13 protein-coding genes and 1 pseudogene are annotated in these 16290 nt (G+C 65.8%); 9 read left to right on the top strand and 5 right to left on the bottom strand.

Annotated features, from left to right (window positions below; all coding sequences use genetic code 11):
* Positions 1-199: 199 nt before the first annotated feature.
* The 3 genes and pseudogenes from AC1D00_RS04305 to AC1D00_RS04295 form a co-directional block, all read left to right on the top strand.
* Positions 200-565, top strand: a pseudogene (locus tag AC1D00_RS04305) (TRAP transporter small permease); the annotation flags it as partial.
* Positions 566-808: 243 nt separating this feature from the next.
* Complete coding sequence (locus tag AC1D00_RS04300) at positions 809-2092, top strand: TRAP transporter large permease (RefSeq protein WP_477009785.1); 1284 nt, start codon at positions 809-811, stop codon at positions 2090-2092.
* Between the two features lie 122 nt (positions 2093-2214).
* The gene (locus AC1D00_RS04295; RefSeq protein ID WP_477009784.1) at positions 2215-4143 is read left to right on the top strand and encodes an alkyl/aryl-sulfatase; all 1929 of its coding nucleotides are present in this window, start codon (positions 2215-2217) and stop codon (positions 4141-4143) included.
* 165 nt (positions 4144-4308) lie between these two features.
* Here the strand turns inward: AC1D00_RS04295 and AC1D00_RS04290 are convergent, their stop codons facing one another.
* The gene (locus AC1D00_RS04290) at positions 4309-5379 is read right to left on the bottom strand and encodes a glycosyltransferase family 4 protein (protein WP_477009783.1); all 1071 of its coding nucleotides are present in this window, start codon (positions 5377-5379) and stop codon (positions 4309-4311) included.
* A 278-nt stretch (positions 5380-5657) separates the two neighbouring features.
* Between AC1D00_RS04290 and AC1D00_RS04285 the strand changes: the two genes are divergently transcribed.
* Genes AC1D00_RS04285 through AC1D00_RS04270 form a run of 4 tightly spaced genes read left to right on the top strand, consistent with a single transcriptional unit; the run spans position 5658 to position 11554 of the window.
* On the top strand, positions 5658-7421 hold the full coding sequence (locus AC1D00_RS04285) for an ABC transporter ATP-binding protein (protein ID WP_404553984.1): 1764 nt from the start codon (positions 5658-5660) through the stop codon (positions 7419-7421).
* A 56-nt stretch (positions 7422-7477) separates the two neighbouring features.
* Positions 7478-9682, top strand: a complete 2205-nt coding sequence (locus tag AC1D00_RS04280) for an amylo-alpha-1,6-glucosidase (protein WP_135178526.1) — start codon at positions 7478-7480, stop codon at positions 9680-9682.
* 22 nt (positions 9683-9704) lie between these two features.
* Positions 9705-10238, top strand: coding sequence for a PRC-barrel domain-containing protein (locus AC1D00_RS04275; RefSeq protein ID WP_167771489.1), 534 nt, complete (start codon positions 9705-9707; stop codon positions 10236-10238).
* A 23-nt stretch (positions 10239-10261) separates the two neighbouring features.
* The gene (locus AC1D00_RS04270) at positions 10262-11554 is read left to right on the top strand and encodes an MFS transporter (RefSeq protein WP_477009782.1); all 1293 of its coding nucleotides are present in this window, start codon (positions 10262-10264) and stop codon (positions 11552-11554) included.
* 63 nt (positions 11555-11617) lie between these two features.
* Here the strand turns inward: AC1D00_RS04270 and AC1D00_RS04265 are convergent, their stop codons facing one another.
* The 4 genes from AC1D00_RS04265 to fixL all read right to left on the bottom strand — a co-directional run bounded on the left by AC1D00_RS04265 (position 11618) and on the right by fixL (position 15020).
* The gene (locus AC1D00_RS04265) at positions 11618-12319 is read right to left on the bottom strand and encodes a helix-turn-helix domain-containing protein (protein ID WP_477009781.1); all 702 of its coding nucleotides are present in this window, start codon (positions 12317-12319) and stop codon (positions 11618-11620) included.
* Positions 12320-12422: 103 nt separating this feature from the next.
* Positions 12423-12839 (bottom strand): response regulator transcription factor, encoded by a 417-nt coding sequence (locus AC1D00_RS04260; protein WP_477009780.1) that lies wholly within the window; start codon positions 12837-12839, stop codon positions 12423-12425.
* A 43-nt stretch (positions 12840-12882) separates the two neighbouring features.
* A complete protein-coding gene (gene fixJ, locus AC1D00_RS04255) occupies positions 12883-13500 on the bottom strand; it encodes a response regulator FixJ (RefSeq protein ID WP_477009779.1) in 618 nt (205 codons plus the stop codon).
* On the bottom strand, positions 13497-15020 hold the full coding sequence (gene fixL / locus AC1D00_RS04250; RefSeq protein WP_477009778.1) for a sensor protein FixL: 1524 nt from the start codon (positions 15018-15020) through the stop codon (positions 13497-13499). Before fixL ends, fixJ begins: the two co-directional genes overlap by 4 nt.
* Positions 15021-15229: 209 nt before the next feature.
* Here fixL and AC1D00_RS04245 point away from each other — a divergent pair, with 209 nt between their 5' ends.
* Positions 15230-16063 carry a universal stress protein gene (locus AC1D00_RS04245; protein WP_477009777.1) on the top strand — a complete coding sequence of 278 codons (834 nt, stop codon included), beginning with the start codon at positions 15230-15232 and terminating at the stop codon, positions 16061-16063.
* Positions 16064-16101: 38 nt separating this feature from the next.
* Positions 16102-16290: CBS domain-containing protein (locus AC1D00_RS04240; protein ID WP_477009776.1), on the top strand; the 189-nt coding region annotated here is incomplete at its 3' end.

Below are 16290 nucleotides of genomic sequence, written 5' to 3'. Positions count from 1 at the left end.
GTGTGCGCTCCCGGCCGTTTCGCATCGGTAGGGGGACATTGATTTGCTTCGCGTGCTCAACCAGGCGCTCAATCATCTCGAAGAATGGCTGATCGCGACGCTCATTGCGGCCGCAACCGGCCTGATCTTCATCGCGGTCCTGCATCGCTACGGCGCGGGCGAGTCGATCGTCCTGTCGCGCTGGGCGGCCGCGCACGGGATGACGTGGCTGGCGACGCTGTCGATGACGGTGTTCACCTTCCTGTCCGAGCTCGACCTGTCATGGGCGCAGGAACTCTGCATCTACATGTTCATCTGGATGGCGAAGTTCGGCGCGGCCTATGGCGTGCGCACCGGCATCCATGTCGGCGTCGACCTGCTCGTCAACCGCCTGCCCGAACATTCGCGCAAGCACGTGATCCTGTTCGCGCTGCTCTGCGGCGCGCTGTTCACCGGCATGATCGCCGCCTTCGGCGCCTCCTTCGTGAAGGAGATGTTCCACACCGGGCAGCAGTCCAACGATCTGGAAGCGCCGATGTGGTTCGTCTATCTGGCGATCCCGCTCGGCTCCGGCCTGATGTGTTTCCGCTTCCTCCAGGTCTCATGGTTCTACTACTGGACCGGCGAGCTGCCGCACCACGACGAGACCCGTGTCGAAGGCGTGGAGGCCGACGTCTCGCCCGCGCTGCATCCGCAGCCCGCTGGCGCCGCGACCAAAGCCGCCGCGCGAAAAGTGTCGCCGCTCGGCGTCATCCTGATCCTGGCGCCGATCCTGATCTTCGCCATGTGCCTCGCCGAGAAGTTCGGCGTGGTGCTGCTGCCGCACTGGATGCGGGCCGCGACCGTCTTCGCGCTGCTGATCGCGCTGATGCTGACCGGCATCCCGGTCTCGATCGCGCTCGGCCTCACCGTGATGACGTTCCTGTTCACGCTGACCACGGTGCCGATCGAGGCGGTCTCGATGAAGCTCTTCACGGGCATCGAGGGCTTCGAGATCATGGCGATCCCGTTCTTCATCCTCGCCGGCAATTTCCTCACCCATGGCGGCGTCGCGCGCCGCATGATCAATTTCGCGACCTCGCTGATCGGCCACTGGCATGGCGGTCTTGGCCTCGCCGGCATCGTCGCCTGCGCGATGTTCGCGCTGGTCTGCGGCTCGAGCGTCGCGACCGTTGCCGCGATCGGCGCGATCGTACTGCCGGAGATGGTCCGGCATGGCTATCCCATGCATTTCGGCGCCGGCATCATCACGGTGGCGGGCTMGCTCGGCATCCTGATGCTGCCGTCGATTCCGAAGATCGTCTACGCTGTCTCGACCAATACCTCGATCGGCGCGCTTTTCGTCGCGGGCCTCTTGCCCGGCATCATGCTGACGACGATGCTCTGCATCGTCACCTGGTGGCTCGCGCGCAAGCGCGACTATCCGCGCCTGCCGAAGGCGAGCTGGGGCGAGACCGCCCGCACCTTCCGCGAGAGCATCTGGGGATTGATGCTGGTCGTCATCATCATCGGCGGCATCTACAGCGGCCTGTTCACCGCCACCGAGGCGGCCGCGATGGCCGCGGTCTACTCCTTCGTCATCGCGGTGTTCGTGTACAGGGCCATCGGGCTGAAAGACGTGCCGCGGGTGCTGCTCCGCGCCGCCAATACCAGCGCGATGCTGCTCTACATCGTCACCAACGCGGTGCTGTTCTCCTTCGTGCTCTCCAACGAGAACCTCCCGGCGACGCTCGCCGACTGGATCGCGGCGCAGAACCTCGGCTGGGTCGGCTTCCTGCTGGTGGTGAACATCCTCTTGCTGCTCGCCGGCAACTTCATGGAGCCGAACTCGATCATCCTGATCATGGCGCCGATCCTGGCACCGGCGGCCAAGAAGCTCGGCATCGACCTCGTGCATTTCGGCATCGTGATGGACGTCAACATGGAGGTCGGCCTCTGCCATCCGCCTGTCGGCCTCAACCTCTATGTCGCCTCGATGATCGCGCGAATGCGAATAACCGAGCTCGCGGTTGCGGTGCTGCCGTGGCTGATCACCATGCTCGGCTTCCTCGTCATCGTGACCTACTGGCCCGATTTGACGCTGTGGCTGCCGCGGGTGCTGGGGATGCATTAGCGAGGGTGGCGAATTCGGTGCACGCTCTCCCCCTGTGGGGGCGCCTGTGCTGCCTCCGCCAATGATGGCAATCGAGCGCGAGATGCGGTTAGATGCCGCGCGACAGGCCGGAGGAAACCGAAATGACTGAACTCAGCCGCGAACCGAAGGACGCAACACCGTCCGTCATCGCGCGGCAAACGGCGATGCTGAATGCGCTGCCGTTTTCCGACACGCGGGATTTCGACGATGCCGCGCGCGGCTTTCTCGGCACGATCGAGAATGCGGCGATCACCAACCCGCAGGGGCGCACGGTCTGGAGCCTCGAGCCCTACGGCTTTCTCTCCACTGAACAGGCGCCGCCCACGGTCAATCCCAGCCTGTGGCGGCAGTCGCGCCTCAACATGCAGCATGGGCTGTTCGAGGTGGTGCCAGGCGTCTACCAGGTGCGCGGGCTCGACATTGCCAACATGACGCTGATCGAGGGCGAGCGCAGCGTCATCGTCGTGGACACGCTGACCTCGATCGAAGGCGCGCGCGCCGCGCTCGATCTCTACTTCAGGTATCGCGGCACGAAGCCGGTGGCCGCCGTCATCTTCACCCATACCCACACCGATCATTGGGGCGGCGCGCGCGGCGTGCTGGAGGAGGACGCGCTCGCCACGGCCAGCGTGCCGATCATCGCGCCGAACCTGTTCATGGAGCATGCCGTCTCCGAGAACATCATCGCGGGGCCTGCAATGCTGCGGCGGGCGCAGTATCAGTTCGGCCCGTTCCTCGCCAAGGGCGTGCGCGGGCAGGTCGATTGCGGGCTCGGCAAGTCGATGGCGGCGGGCTCGGTCGCGCTGCTGCGTCCGACCGACCTGATCATGGCGACCGGCGACAGGCGCGTCATCGACGGCGTCGAGTTCGAATTCCAGATGGCGCCGAACAGCGAAGCGCCGGCGGAGATGCACTTCTTCATCCCGCGCTACAAGCTGCTGAACCTCGCGGAAAACTGCACCCACAATTTCCACAATCTGCTGCCGTTCCGCGGCGCCGACGTGCGCGATGCGCTGGCCTGGTCGAAGTACCTCGGCGAGGCCCTGCAGCTGTGGGACGGCAGGGCGGAGGCGATGTGCGGCCAGCATCACTGGCCGGTGTGGGGACGCGAGCGCATCGGCGCCATGATCCGGCAGCAGCGCGATCTCTACAAGTTCGCGCACGACCAGACCATCCGCCTGATGAACCATGGCCTCACCGCCGCCGAGATCGCCGAAACGATCCAGCTGCCGAAGAGCCTGGAGGGCGCCTGGCACGGCCGCGGCTATTACGGCCACATCCGGCACAATGTGAAGGCGATCTACCAGAAATATCTCGGCTGGTACGACGCCAACCCGGTCAATCTCGATCCGCTGCCGCCGGTGGCCTCGGGCAGGAAGTATGTCGAGTATATGGGCGGCGCCGACGCGATCCTCGCCCGTGCGCGGACGGATTTTGACAAGGGCGAATTCCGCTTCGTCGCGCAGGCGCTCGGCCATCTCGTCTTCGCCGAGCCTGACAATGCGGCGGCACGTAGCCTGCTGGCCGATACGCTGGAGCAGCTCGGCTATGCCGCCGAGAGCGCGACCTGGCGCAACGCCTATCTGTTCGGCGCCCAGGAATTGCGCCAGGGCATGCCGAAGGCCCCGCCGCGCCCGCCGATGCCGCGCGAGACACTGGCGGCGCTGCGCACCGGGCAGCTCTGGGACGTGCTCGGCATCCGCCTCAACGGCCCCAAGGCGGAAGGAAAGCAAATCGTGCTGAACTGGCGTTTTTCGGATACTGGCGAGACGTTCGTGCTCAACCTGGAGAATTCTGCGCTGACCTATAGCGAGGGCGTGCAGGCGGAAAACGCCGATGCGAGCTTCACGCTCGCGCGCGCGACGCTCGACGAGGTCATCGCGAAGCYCACGAGCTTTCCGGAGGCGGTCGCCGCCGGCAAGATCACGCTGTCAGGCAATCCGATGAAGCTCGCCGAGCTGATGGGCCTGATGGACGAATTCCCGCGCATGTTCGAGATCGTGGAGCCGAAGCGGGCGGTGGTGGGGTAGGGAGCTCCGCCGCGGCACCCCTCAACCGTAGTCCCGGCGAAGGCCGGGACCCATAATCCCGCAAGGTAGTTGTGAATAAAGACTGGTCACTCCGAGTCTTCGTCAAACAGCTTCCTGTGGTTATGGGTCCCGGCCTTCGCCGGGACGACATCTGATATTTGTCAGCTACTCCGCGCTGCTCACCAGCTTGATCCGCGGCGCCTTCGCTTCGGTCAGGCTGCGATAGGCGGCGAGATAGTCCAGTGCCATTCGCCGTGCCGTGAACCGCTTCTCGAACTGCTTGCGGATCGCCGCGCGGTCCAATTGCGGAAGGCGTTTGATGACGCCGGCGGCGCTGATGACGTCCTCGACCACGAAGCCGGTGAGGCCTTCATCGATGATCTCCGGCACCGAGCCGCGGTTGAAGGCGACGACCGGCGTTCCGCAGGCCATGGCTTCGATCATCACGAGGCCGAAGGGCTCGGGCCAGTCGATCGGCAGCAGAAGTCCCAGCGCACCGCTCAAGAAATCCGACTTCTCGTGATCGCTGATCTCGCCGATGAAGTCCACCAGCGGATTGTTCTCGATCATCGGCCGGATCAGCTCGTCGTAATAATCCTGGTCGGCGCGGTCGACCTTGGCCGCGATCTTCAGCGGGATGCCGCAATGGGTCGCGATCTTGATGGCGCGGTCGACGCCCTTTTCAGGCGCGATGCGGCCGAGCACGGCGAGATATTCCTGCTTGGTCTGCTTCGGCGTCAGCAAGTTCTCCGGCAGGCCGTGATGGATCGTCGTCACCCAGTTCGCCTGCGGCACCGGCCGCCGCTGGGCATTCGAGATCGAGATCACCGGCATCTTGGAGAAGATGTTGAACACCGGCTGGTGCTCCGGCAGGTCGAGCCGGCCGTGCAACGTGGTCACGAACGGTGTCGGCTGCCGGTGGAACAGCGACCACGGATAATAATCGAGATGGAAGTGGAGGAAGTCGAACTCCTCGTCGTCACATTTCTGCCGCACACGCTCCAGCAGCACCATGTGCAGGGCGTTGGGGTCGCGCACGGAACCGTCGAGGCGAAGCGCGCGCGGCCAGAGGGCGTCCAGCTTCGCCGACGTCTGCGAGTCGCCACTGGCGAACAGCGTCACGTCATGTCCCAGGGCCACCAGCTCTTCCGTCAACCAATGCACCACCCGCTCGGTGCCGCCATACAGCTTGGGTGGAACAGCCTCCGTCAACGGAGCTACCTGCGCGATGCGCATCTCACCTTCTCCTCTGCGATCATGAACGTTGAAAAACCCCCAGCCTGTGCGGCACCGGCTATGCCAGGGAAGGGAACGTTCCCGCACTTGCGAAGTTCCTCTCAACAAACGTTACATATTCGACACGTCGCGCGTCTTGTCTCGATGCTGCCATCTCCTCTTCGCAGATCGTCCGCATCCGCATGTCGTGATCGTCTGGCCCGGAACCGGGACGAAGCGGTCGATGTTCAGTCGGCTGGTAGAAAAAACTGTAATCATCACTACGGGGCGACAGCCACATGGATCATCTTTCTGGATACGCGCGCAGACCATTTGCCTTTGTATTGCGCTATCTTCGGCGACGGCTTGCCTCCCACCTGGTGATCCTGACCGCTGTTGTTGCAGCCGTTGCCTGCTCCGTGGGCACGCAGTATGGCGTCAAATCGCTGGTCGACAGTCTGTCGGCGGGAACCGCGCATGGCGGCAGCGTATGGCTGGCATTCATTCTGCTCATGTCGCTGATCGCCGCCGACAACTTCCTGTGGCGGATCGCGAGCTGGACGGCGAGCTTTACCTTCGTCCGCGTCACCGGCGATTTGCGCCGCGACATCTTTCGCCACCTGACCGGACACGCGCCGAGTTACTTCTCCGACCGTATGCCTGGCATGCTGACCAGCCGGATCACGGCAACATCGAACGCGGTGTTCACGGTCGAGAACATGTTCGTCTGGAACGTGCTGCCGCCATGCATTGCCACAATTGCGGCAATCCTGCTGATTGGAACCGTCAGCCCCTACATGGCGCTCGGCCTGATCGTGGTCGCGGGCGGCATGGTGATCGCGATGTTCCATCTGGCCGCGGCCGGCAAGCCGCTGCATGACGACTTCGCCGACAAGGCGGCGGTCGTCGACGGCGAGATGATCGACGTCATCAGCAACATGCCGCTGGTCCGCGCTTTCTGCGGCATCAGCCACGAGCATGAGCGGTTCGATGCGACCGTGAACCGGGAACTCACCGCGCGCGGCCGCAGCCTGCGCTATCTGGAGAAGCTGCGGCTCACGCATGCCGGCGTGACTGTCGTGCTCACCATTGCGCTGATGGCCTGGGCGATCACGCTCTGGCAGGACGGTCAGGCGACCACCGGCGACGTCGTGCTGGTTTGCACTCTCGGCCTGTCCATTCTCAACGCCACGCGCGATCTCGCAGTTGCGCTGGTCGACGTCACCCAGCACGTCGCGCGGCTGACCGAGGCGATCGCCACGCTGCTGGTGCCGCACGAATTGCGCGATCACCCCGAGGCCGAGCCGCTGGTCAGGAGCGGCGCCGCGATCGCGTTCAACAACGTCACCTTCGGCTATCCCGGCGGCGAGAAGATCTTCGAGCGGTTCAGCCTGCGGCTCCAGCCCGGCCAGCGCGTCGGCCTGGTGGGCCAGTCCGGCGGCGGCAAATCGACGCTGTTCACGCTGCTGCAGCGCTTCTACGACGTCGACGAAGGCAGCGTCACCGTCGACGGCCAGGACATCGCGATGGTGACCCAGCTCAGCCTGCGTGAGGCGATCTCCGTGGTGCCGCAAGACATTTCCTTGTTCCACCGCTCCATTCGTGAGAACATCCGCTACGGCCGGCCGAACGCGACCGACGACGAGGTGCTGCGCGCGGCGATCGCGGCGCGCTGCGATTTCATCGATAGCCTGCCGGACGGCCTCGACACCATGGTCGGCGACCGCGGTGTCAAGATGTCCGGCGGCCAGCGCCAGCGCATCGCGATTGCACGCGCCTTCCTGAAGGACGCGCCGATCCTGCTGCTGGACGAGGCCACCGCGGCGCTCGACAGCGAGTCCGAGGAGGCGATCCGCGAGGCACTGATGCGCCTGATGCGCGGCCGGACCGTGATCGCGATCGCGCATCGCCTCGCGACGCTGCGCAATTTCGATCGCGTGGTGGTGCTGAAGGCCGGCAAGATCATCGAGGACGGTGCGCCCGATCGCCTGATGCAGGGTCACGGACCCTATCGTGAACTGGTGACGCAGGAGATGAGCCGGCTCGCGAAGTTCGCCGCGTAAACCGACAGTCGCGTTCGCGTTGGTTGCGTTTCGAAACAGGCGCAGGGGAGCAGCTTATGCCAGCCGAAGTCGTCACCAAGTTCGTCTCCGTGGCGCGGACCGTGGAGCAGGTCGCGGAGCAGCCGTTCTACATCCCGATGACGGGGCCGTCGGCGCGGCCGCGGCGCTCGCTCAAGCATGACGATACCTTCATCGTGCTCGACAGCCACGGCGACATCGGTGCATCGGCCGGCGGCCCGGACGGCCTGTTTCACCATGACACGCGCTACCTCGCGCGGCTGGAGCTCGTGCTCGACGATCTCCAGCCCCTGCTGCTCGGCTCCAACCTGCGCGACGACAATTCGGCGCTGACCGTGGACCTCACCAACCCCGACATCTACCGTCAGGGTAGCCTCGTGCTGCAAAAGGACCTGCTGCACATCGTGCGCACGATCTTCCTGTGGCGCGGCACCGCCTATCAGCGCATCGGCGTGCAGAACCATGGCGACCGGCGCGCCAGCTTCGAGCTGACGCTGCTGTTCGACAATGATTTTGCCGATCTGTTCGAGGTCCGCGGCGAGCGGCGCCCGCACCGCGGGACCGGCGCCAGCCGCCTGCTCGGGCCGACCGACGTCCTGTTCGAATATCGCGGCCTCGACGATGTCGAGCGCACAACCGGCCTGCATTTCGACCCGCGTCCGACGCGGCTGTCCGTCAACGCCGCCACCTGGCAGCTCGAGCTGGATCCGCACGAGTCGAAATCGCTGTTCGTGGCCGCGTCCTGCAACCGGCCGGTGGCGGAGAAGCCGGCGCGCTTTTTCAGGGGCCTATTGGCCCACCGCCGCGAGATGCGCCAGTCGACCATGGGCGCGGCCAGCATCGAGACCTCCAACAACATCTTCAACGAGGTGCTGTGCCAGGCCATGGCCGACCTCAACATGCTGATGACGGAGACGCCGCAGGGCCGTTATCCCTATGCCGGTATTCCCTGGTACTCGACGACCTTCGGCCGCGACGGGCTGATCACCGCGCTCCAGATGCTCTGGGTCGACCCGCGGGTCGCCAAGGGCGTGCTGCGGCGGCTGGCGCATTTCCAGGCGAAGGCGATCGATCCGCTCGCCGATGCCGCGCCCGGAAAGATCCTGCACGAGATGCGCGGCGGCGAGATGGCGGCGCTGCGCGAGGTGCCGTTCTCGCAATATTACGGCAGCGTGGATTCCACGGCCTTGTTCGTGCTGCTCGCCGGAAGCTATTTCGAGCGCACCGGCGACGAGGCCACGTTGATCGAGCTGTGGCCCGCGATCGAGGCGGGGCTTGCCTGGATCGACGGCCCCGGTGATCCCGATCAGGACGGGTTCGTCGAATACCAGCGCGCGACGGAGAAGGGGCTGGCCAATCAGGGCTGGAAGGATTCCTACGACGCGATCTTCCATGCCGACGGCCGGCTCGCCGAGGGCAATATCGCGCTCGCGGAAGTCCAGGGTTACGTCTATGCGGCCAAGCAGCTTGCTGCGCGTTGCGCGCTGCGGCTCGGCAAGCCGGAGCGCGTGCGCAAGCTCGAGGCCGAGGCCAAGGCGCTGGCCGAACGTTTCGAGCAGGCATTCTGGTGCGAGGAGCTCGGCACCTACGCGCTTGCCCTCGACGGCAAGAAGCGGCCCTGCAAGGTGCGGACCTCGAATGCCGGGCAGATCCTGTTCAGCGGCATGATCCGCGAGGACCGCGCCCGTCTCGTCGCCGCCGACCTGATGCGGCCGCATTTCTTCTCGGGCTGGGGCATCCGCACGGTCGCGCAGGGCGAGGTGCGTTACAACCCGATGTCCTATCATGACGGCTCGATCTGGCCCCACGACAACGCGCTGATCGCGCTGGGGCTGGCGCGCTACGGCCTCAAGCATTCGGTGGCGCATGTCTTCAAGGGGCTGTTCGACGCCGCGACCTACATGGATCTGCGGCGGCTGCCCGAATTGTTCTGCGGCTTCCGGCGCGAGAAGCGGCGCGGCCCGACGCTCTATCCGGTCGCCTGCGCGCCGCAGGCCTGGGCCAGCGCGACGCCGTTCACGCTGCTGGAGGCGGCGCTGGGCATCGAGTTCGACGTGGCGCGCGGCGAGATCCGCCTGCGCAATCCGCATCTGCCGGCGTTTCTGAACGAGGTCATCCTGCACGATCTGCGCCTGGGCGAATCCAGCGTGGACCTGCGCGTCAGCCGCCACGGCGACGACGTGGCGCTGGAGGTGTTGCGCACGCGCGGCCAGATCCAGGTGTCGATCGTGCTGGCGCACTGACGCCGCGCCGGGAGGAGGGTTCATGCGTACCGCCGGATGGTTGGTCTTGAGCGTCGCGATCGTCGCGGGATGGACGGTCGCGGTATCGCGTGCCGCGGAGGAACAGCCCGCGCCCCCGAGTACGCCCCCGAGCGAAGCGAACGCGCCGGCGACGGCACAGCCGCCGGCCTCGGCGGTGCAGGTCACGCCGAAGGATGCCGCACCGCCGCCATCGGTGACCATCATCGGCGCGAGCGATGCGCACGGTGTGCTCGGCCGCGACGTGCTCAGCGCGGCGAACGAGGACATGGGCCGCATCGTCGACGTCATCGTCGACCGGAGCGGGCATGTGCGTGCCGCCGTGATCGATTTCGGCGGCTTCCTCGGCGTCGGCAGCCGCAAGATCGTGGTGGACTGGAACGCGATGCGGTTCGGCAAGATCGCCAACAAGAAGGACAGCATCACGCTGGAATTGACCAAGGCGCAGGTCGCGGCCGCGCCGGAATACAAGGAAGACACGCCGATGGTGGTGCTCGGCGCATCCGGGAGCCTGCAACCGCTACAAGCGATTCAGTGAGGGGCGGGGAGGGATGGCCGCCGGTGCTGTTGTCGAGAAAGCCGAACCATGCAGCCGAGGATCGCGCCGGCCGCGTTGAGCAGGACAACCTTGCCGCGCCGTCGGCCGCAGGTATTCCGGCGCCGTCGCGCCGGAGCCTGCGTGGCCTCGACTGGTTCATCTTCTTCCTCGCCGACGTGCAGACCGGCTTCGGCCCCTTCATCGCGGTCTATCTGACGACGGAGAAATGGACGCAGGGCCAGATCGGCCTAGTGCTGTCGATCGGCGGCATCGTCGCCCTGATCGGGCAGATGCCGGGCGGGGCGATCATCGACGCGGCAAAATCCGAGCGGCTGGTCGCCGCCCTTGCCATCGCGACCATCGGCTTTTGCGCGCTCGCCTATGCCGCCATGCCGATCTTCCCCGTGGTCGTGGCCGCCGCGACGCTGCATGCGGCGGCAAGCTGCGTGCTGGGCCCGGCGATCGCCGCGATCAGCCTCGGCCTCGTCGGCCCGCTCGCGATCGGTGAGCGGCTCGGCCGCAACGCGCGGTTTGCCTCCCTCGGCAATGGCGTTGCTGCCGCCGTGATGGGCACGGCCGGCTATCTGCTGTCGAGCCGTTCGGTCTTCCTCGTCACGTTCCTGCTCGCGATCCCCACCCTGATCGCGCTGTCGCGCATCCGCGAGGAGGAGGTGGACATCGCGCGCTGCCACGGCGAGATGCCGCGCGAGGCGCAGGATCGCGGCGACACCAATGTCTGGCACCTGGTTCGGCAGCGGCCGCTGATCGTCTTCGCGCTCAGTGTGCTGCTGTTGCAGCTGGCAAACGCCGCGATGATGCCGCTGATGGCGAGCGCGGTGACGGCGCGGTCGAGCCAGTGGGCGACGGTGCTGGTCGCCTTTTGCATCGTCGTCCCGCAGGCGATCGTGGCGTTATTGTCGCCAACCGTCGGGCGCAAGGCGCAAGCATGGGGCCGCAGGCCGCTGCTGCTGATCGGATTCGGTGCGCTGGTGATCCGCGGCCTGCTGTTCGCGACCGTGCGCGATCCATATCTGCTGGTCGCGGTTCAGGTGTTCGACGGCATCACCGCGGCGGTGTTCGCGGTGATGATTCCGCTGATCGTCGCCGACGTCGCCTTCGGCAGCGGTCACTTCAATCTGGCGCAGGGCATCGTCGGCACCGCGACCGGCATCGGTGCGTCGCTGAGCACGGCGCTCGGCGGTTACGTCAGCRACAAGTTCGGCAACGCCACCGCCTTCATCGGCCTGTCCGGCGTTGCTGCGACGGGGCTCCTGCTGATCCTCCTCGTGATGCCGGAGACCCGGCGCAGGCTCTGAACCACAAAAGAAATGGCCAACCGAAACGGGTTCGGCCGGCCAAGTGGGTGGGGAGGAAGAAGATCAGGCGTCGAGATTGTGCAGACGCTGGCGGTTGCGCAGCACGATCTGGCGCGCGCCGGAGAAGCCGAGAATGCCCTGGGTGTGAAGCTGCGACAGCGCGCGCGACACGGTTTCGAGGGTGAGGCCGAGATAATCGCCGATATCGCGGCGGCACATCGGCAGCGCCATCATGCCGGCGACGGCGAGGCGACGGTCCATTTCGAGCAGGAAGGTCGCGACACGCTCCATCGCGGTCTTGYGGCCCAGCAGCAGCATGTGGTCTTCGGCGTGGCGAAGCTCGCCGGCGGTCATCGCCCAGAGCTTGCGGGCAACCTGGACGTCGATGCCGGCGGCCTTCTCGAGGCTGGCGCGCTTCACAAGGCGCACGGTGGTGTCGATGATGGCCTCGGCGGCAAGACGGTGAGCGGGGCCGGATTCGAGGCCGAACACGTCGCCGGCAAGATGGAAGGCGCCGATCTGGCGGCGGCCGTCGGAGAGGAGCTTGTAGCTGCGCACCGCGCCTGACACGACCTGGTAAACATATTCTGCCGGTTCGTCCTCGCCATAGATCTCCTCGTCCTTGCGATAGGAGAACTCGGTGGCGACGAGCCCGACATGGCCCGTGATCGCACCGAACTGGTCGGACACATGATGGGGCGGAGCAATCTTGCTGCCGTTGATCTGGGTCTTGATCGTCTGGGTGTTGAGCGTCTCGGTCAGCATCTGCGCCATCTCCGTTGTGATGACGCATTGGTACGCGGTATCGGGAGGTTCGAAAATTTCGAGCGATATCTTAAGGGGGTCTACCTACGTAGAACCCCGTAGGTCACGCCCGAGACCGGTCCTGGATGGCTCGGCGGATGCGTTTGACCAGATTTTCATCGAGAAGCGGCTTCAAAACCACGTCTTTTACGCCCGCTGCGGCGGCCCGGGTCGAGATGTTCTCGTCCGGATAACCGGTGATCAGGATCACGGGCGTGTCGCCGTCGGATTTGCGCAGGCGGCCGGCGAGCTCGATTCCGTTGATGTCGGGCATCTTGTAGTCGATCACGTAGCAGTCGGCCCCGGGCGCGCCGCCGGCATTGAGCAGCGCCGTACCGCTCCTGAAGGTCCGCACGGCAAAGCCGTCGGTTTCCAGCAGGAACCGCAGGGATCCCAGGACGGCGGCATCGTCATCGACCACAAAGACGGTGGGTTTTGCGGGGGACGGCAGCCGCTCATGATGTGAACTGACCTCGATCATGCTGCTTGGCTAGCACAGCAGCCGGCAAGGGCTTTGACTTGCCTCAATCGTTGAGCATGCCGGCGCGCATCGCGAGGCGAACCAGCTCCGAAAGGCTGTTGGCCTGCATCTTGGTCATGACGTTGGCCCGGTACACCTCGATGGTGCGCGGGCTGATGTCGTACTCGCGGGCGATCAGCTTGTTGGAGAGGCCGGCGATCAGCCCTTCCATGACCTGACGCTCCCTGGGGCTCAAGGAGGCGACGCGGGCGGCGATATCCTGCGCGACGGCCTCGCTCCTGGCGGCCGGCTCGGCCTGGCGGATCGCCGATTCGATCATGACGGTCAGGCGGTCGTCCTCGAACGGCTTTTCCAGGAAGTCGACCGCCCCTAACTTCATCGCCTCGACCGCGAGCGGCACGTCGCCGTGGCCGGTCATGATCAGGATCGGGAACGGGCTCTGCTGCGCCTTCATCCGCTTCAACAGCTCGATCCCGTCGATTCCAGGCATCCGCACGTCGGAGAGGACGCAGCCAAAGGTGAGGCCGGGCAGGGCGTCGAGAAAGGCTTGCGCGTCGTCAAACAGCGTGACGCCGAAGCCGGCGGAATCCAGCAGGAAGTTCAGCGAGTCCCGCATCGCCGCGTCGTCGTCGATGACGTAGATATGTCCCTTGGTCGTCATGCATCAGTCTCATCGGCTGCCGGGAGGGTGAAGCGGAATGTCGCTCCGCCCGATGCGTTGCTCTCGGCCCACATGCGCCCGCCGTGAGCTTCGATGATCGAGCGGCTGATGGACAGTCCCACGCCCATGCCGGTGTCCTTGGTGGTGAAGAAAGTCTGAAACAGGTTCGGAATGACGTCGTCCTGGAAACCGGTGCCGGTGTCGGACACTTCGACCTCGATCATGTCGTCGGCGACCGGGGTGTTGGTGACGACGAGCTCGCGCCGCGGCGACTGAGCCATCGCTTCCAGCGCGTTGCGGAACAGGTTGACCAGGACCTGCTGGATCTGCACCCGGTCGGCGAGAACGAGATCGGCCCCCGGATCGAGACTGAAGCGGAGCTGCACGTTCTGCTCGCGCGCGCCGGCGAGCCCGAGCGCGCCAGCCTCCTCGATCAGCTTGGACAGGCTCTCGACCCGCTTCTCCGATTCGCCGCGGGCGACGAAGTCGCGCAAGCGCCGGATGATCTGGCCGGCGCGCAGCGCCTGCTCGGCAGCACGGTCCAGCGCGCTTTCGACCTTCGGCATGTTCGGATCAACGCTGCCGGCAAGCAGCCGCCGCGAGCCCTTCATGTAGTTGCTGATCGCCGCCAGCGGCTGGTTGAGCTCGTGCGCGAGCGCGGACGCCATCTCGCCCATGGCGCTCAGCCGCGAGACATGGACGAGCTCGGATTGCAGTTCCTGGAGCCGCGCCTGGGTCTGCTGGTGCTCGGTGAGGTCGCGGACGAAGCCGGTGAAATAGGGCTCGCCGCCGGACTGCATCTCGCCGATCGACAGGTGCATCGGGAAGGTGGTGCCGTCGCGGCGCTTGCCGGTCACGATGCGTCCGATGCCGATGATGTGGGGATCGCTCGTGGTGCGGTAGCGCGAAATGTAACTGTCGTGCCGGGAGCGGTCGGGCTCCGGCATCAGGATGTTGACATTCTGGCCGATCGCCTCGAGCTCGGACCAGCCGAACAGGCGCTCGGCGGCCGTGCTGAACAGCTGGATGATGCCGTGGCCGTCGATGACGATCATGGCGTCGGGAATTGTGTGGAGGATCGAGCGGAGGTGGCTCTCGCGGGTACGCAGCGCTTCCTCGACCTGCTTCTCCTCGTCGATATCGAGAAAGATGCCGCTCAGATGGCGGGCGGTGCCGGCTTCGTCCCGAATGAGTCCGGCCCGGGCGCGAATCCACCGTCCTACGTTGGAGGCGCCGGCGACCCTGAAGGACACGTCGAAGCCGCCGCCACGTTCGGAGACGCGCTTGACCGCGCTCTCCACGCGCTCGCGGTCCTCGGGCCTGAGGCGTGACAGGAAGAGGTCGTAGCTGGCCGGCTGATCCTGCGCGATCCCGAGCAGGGTTCGCGCGGTATCCGACCAGTCCAGCGCCCGGGTCTTGAGGTCGAGATCCCAGGTGCCGACGCCGAATCCCTCGATCCGGACCCGGAAATGCTCGCCCCGGCCGTCGTCCGGCGGTTGCGTTACACGGGTCGGCGCCAAGCTGTCACTCCCATTCTCGTGCCGCGGCCCGGGTGCCGCAACCACCCCGGCAACTTCGCCCAAGCCCGGCCCGGAGGCAAGTTCCGATGTTTGATTCCATTGGCGTAATTCCGGTGGCCCCGGGTGGAAGGCGGTTTGATCTATCTCATCCTGCTTCGCGTCGGCAGCGCTAGATTCCCCGGCAGTTCATTGCCTTCCGGAGAATCCCGATGACATACGCGACCGTGATGGTCAGCTTGGCGCTCGATCAGTCCAACGAGGCCCGTCTTCAGGTCGCGGGCGAGCTCGCCGAGCGATTCGAGGCAGCCATCGTCGGGGTTGCCGCGGCGCGGTTCGCACCGCCACTCTATTTCACCGACGGCGCCGAGGCCCAGAGGCTGATCGACGAAAGCGAAGCGTCCGTCGAGCGGCGCTTGGCCGGTCTGGAGGCGCAATTCCGCGCCGCCACCAGGAATCGCGGCGGACATGTGGAGTGGCGTAGCGCCACGGATTTTCCGGCGCGATTCGTTCTGGCGCAGGCGCGCTGCGCCGACATCGTCGTCAGCGGCGGGCAGAGCTCGGTCTTCTCCGACGCTTTCGCGCTCGCAAGCCCCAAGGATCTGGTGATGCAGGCCGGTCGCCCGCTTCTCGTCGTCCCCGACGGGGCCAACTGGCTCGATCTGCGCAGCGTGTTGGTGGCCTGGAAGGATACGCCGGAGGCGCGGCGGGCGGTGGCGGACGCGCTGCCGATGCTGCGCAAGGCGAGGGACGTCACCATCGCGGCAATTCCTGAGCGCGACGATGAGCGCTCGGTCGTGATGGCCGGCGTCACCGACGTTGCCGCCTGGCTCGCGCGCCACGGCGTCACCGCGACCGCGCGCGTCTCGGAGGCCGTGCGGAACGAACCCGCCGCCGCGCAATTGGAGAAAATCGCCGGCGACGTCGGAGCCGGCCTGATCGTGGCGGGCGCCTATGGTCATTCGCGGTTTCGTGAGCTGATCCTGGGAGGCGTCACCCAGTATCTGGTCACGCAATCCGCCCGCAGCGTGCTGCTGTCGCACTGAGGGCCGTTCGGCCAAAAGCCATTCGAGGAGGACGCGCCGTGTACAGATTTCTTGAGCAGACCGTCGACGGCTACATGACGCGCAATGTCAAAACGGTGCGGCGCGACCTCGACATGCTCGAACTCAGCGAGATGTTCGAGCGCGACGATTTCAACTCCTATCCGGTCGAGGACGACGGACAGGTGGTCGGCATCGTCACCAAGTTCGATATCCTGAAATGCTTCGCC

The organism is Bradyrhizobium sp. P2_E8, assembly GCF_056403875.1.
The sequence above is the reverse complement of the archived record's forward strand: the minus strand, read 5'-3'. Positions and strand labels throughout refer to the sequence as shown.

Excerpts from the sequence above, each read along its gene's own strand:
- AC1D00_RS04290 (WP_477009783.1), bottom strand. The coding sequence starts at position 5,379 with ATGCGCATCGCGCAGGTAGCTCCGTTGACGGAGGCTGTTCCACCCAAG.
- AC1D00_RS04285 (WP_404553984.1), top strand. The coding sequence starts at position 5,658 with ATGGATCATCTTTCTGGATACGCGCGCAGACCATTTGCCTTTGTATTG.
- AC1D00_RS04280 (WP_135178526.1), top strand. The coding sequence starts at position 7,478 with ATGCCAGCCGAAGTCGTCACCAAGTTCGTCTCCGTGGCGCGGACCGTG.
- AC1D00_RS04275 (WP_167771489.1), top strand. The coding sequence starts at position 9,705 with ATGCGTACCGCCGGATGGTTGGTCTTGAGCGTCGCGATCGTCGCGGGA.
- AC1D00_RS04260 (WP_477009780.1), bottom strand. The coding sequence starts at position 12,839 with ATGATCGAGGTCAGTTCACATCATGAGCGGCTGCCGTCCCCCGCAAAA.
- fixJ (WP_477009779.1), bottom strand. The coding sequence starts at position 13,500 with ATGACGACCAAGGGACATATCTACGTCATCGACGACGACGCGGCGATG.
- AC1D00_RS04245 (WP_477009777.1), top strand. The coding sequence starts at position 15,230 with ATGACATACGCGACCGTGATGGTCAGCTTGGCGCTCGATCAGTCCAAC.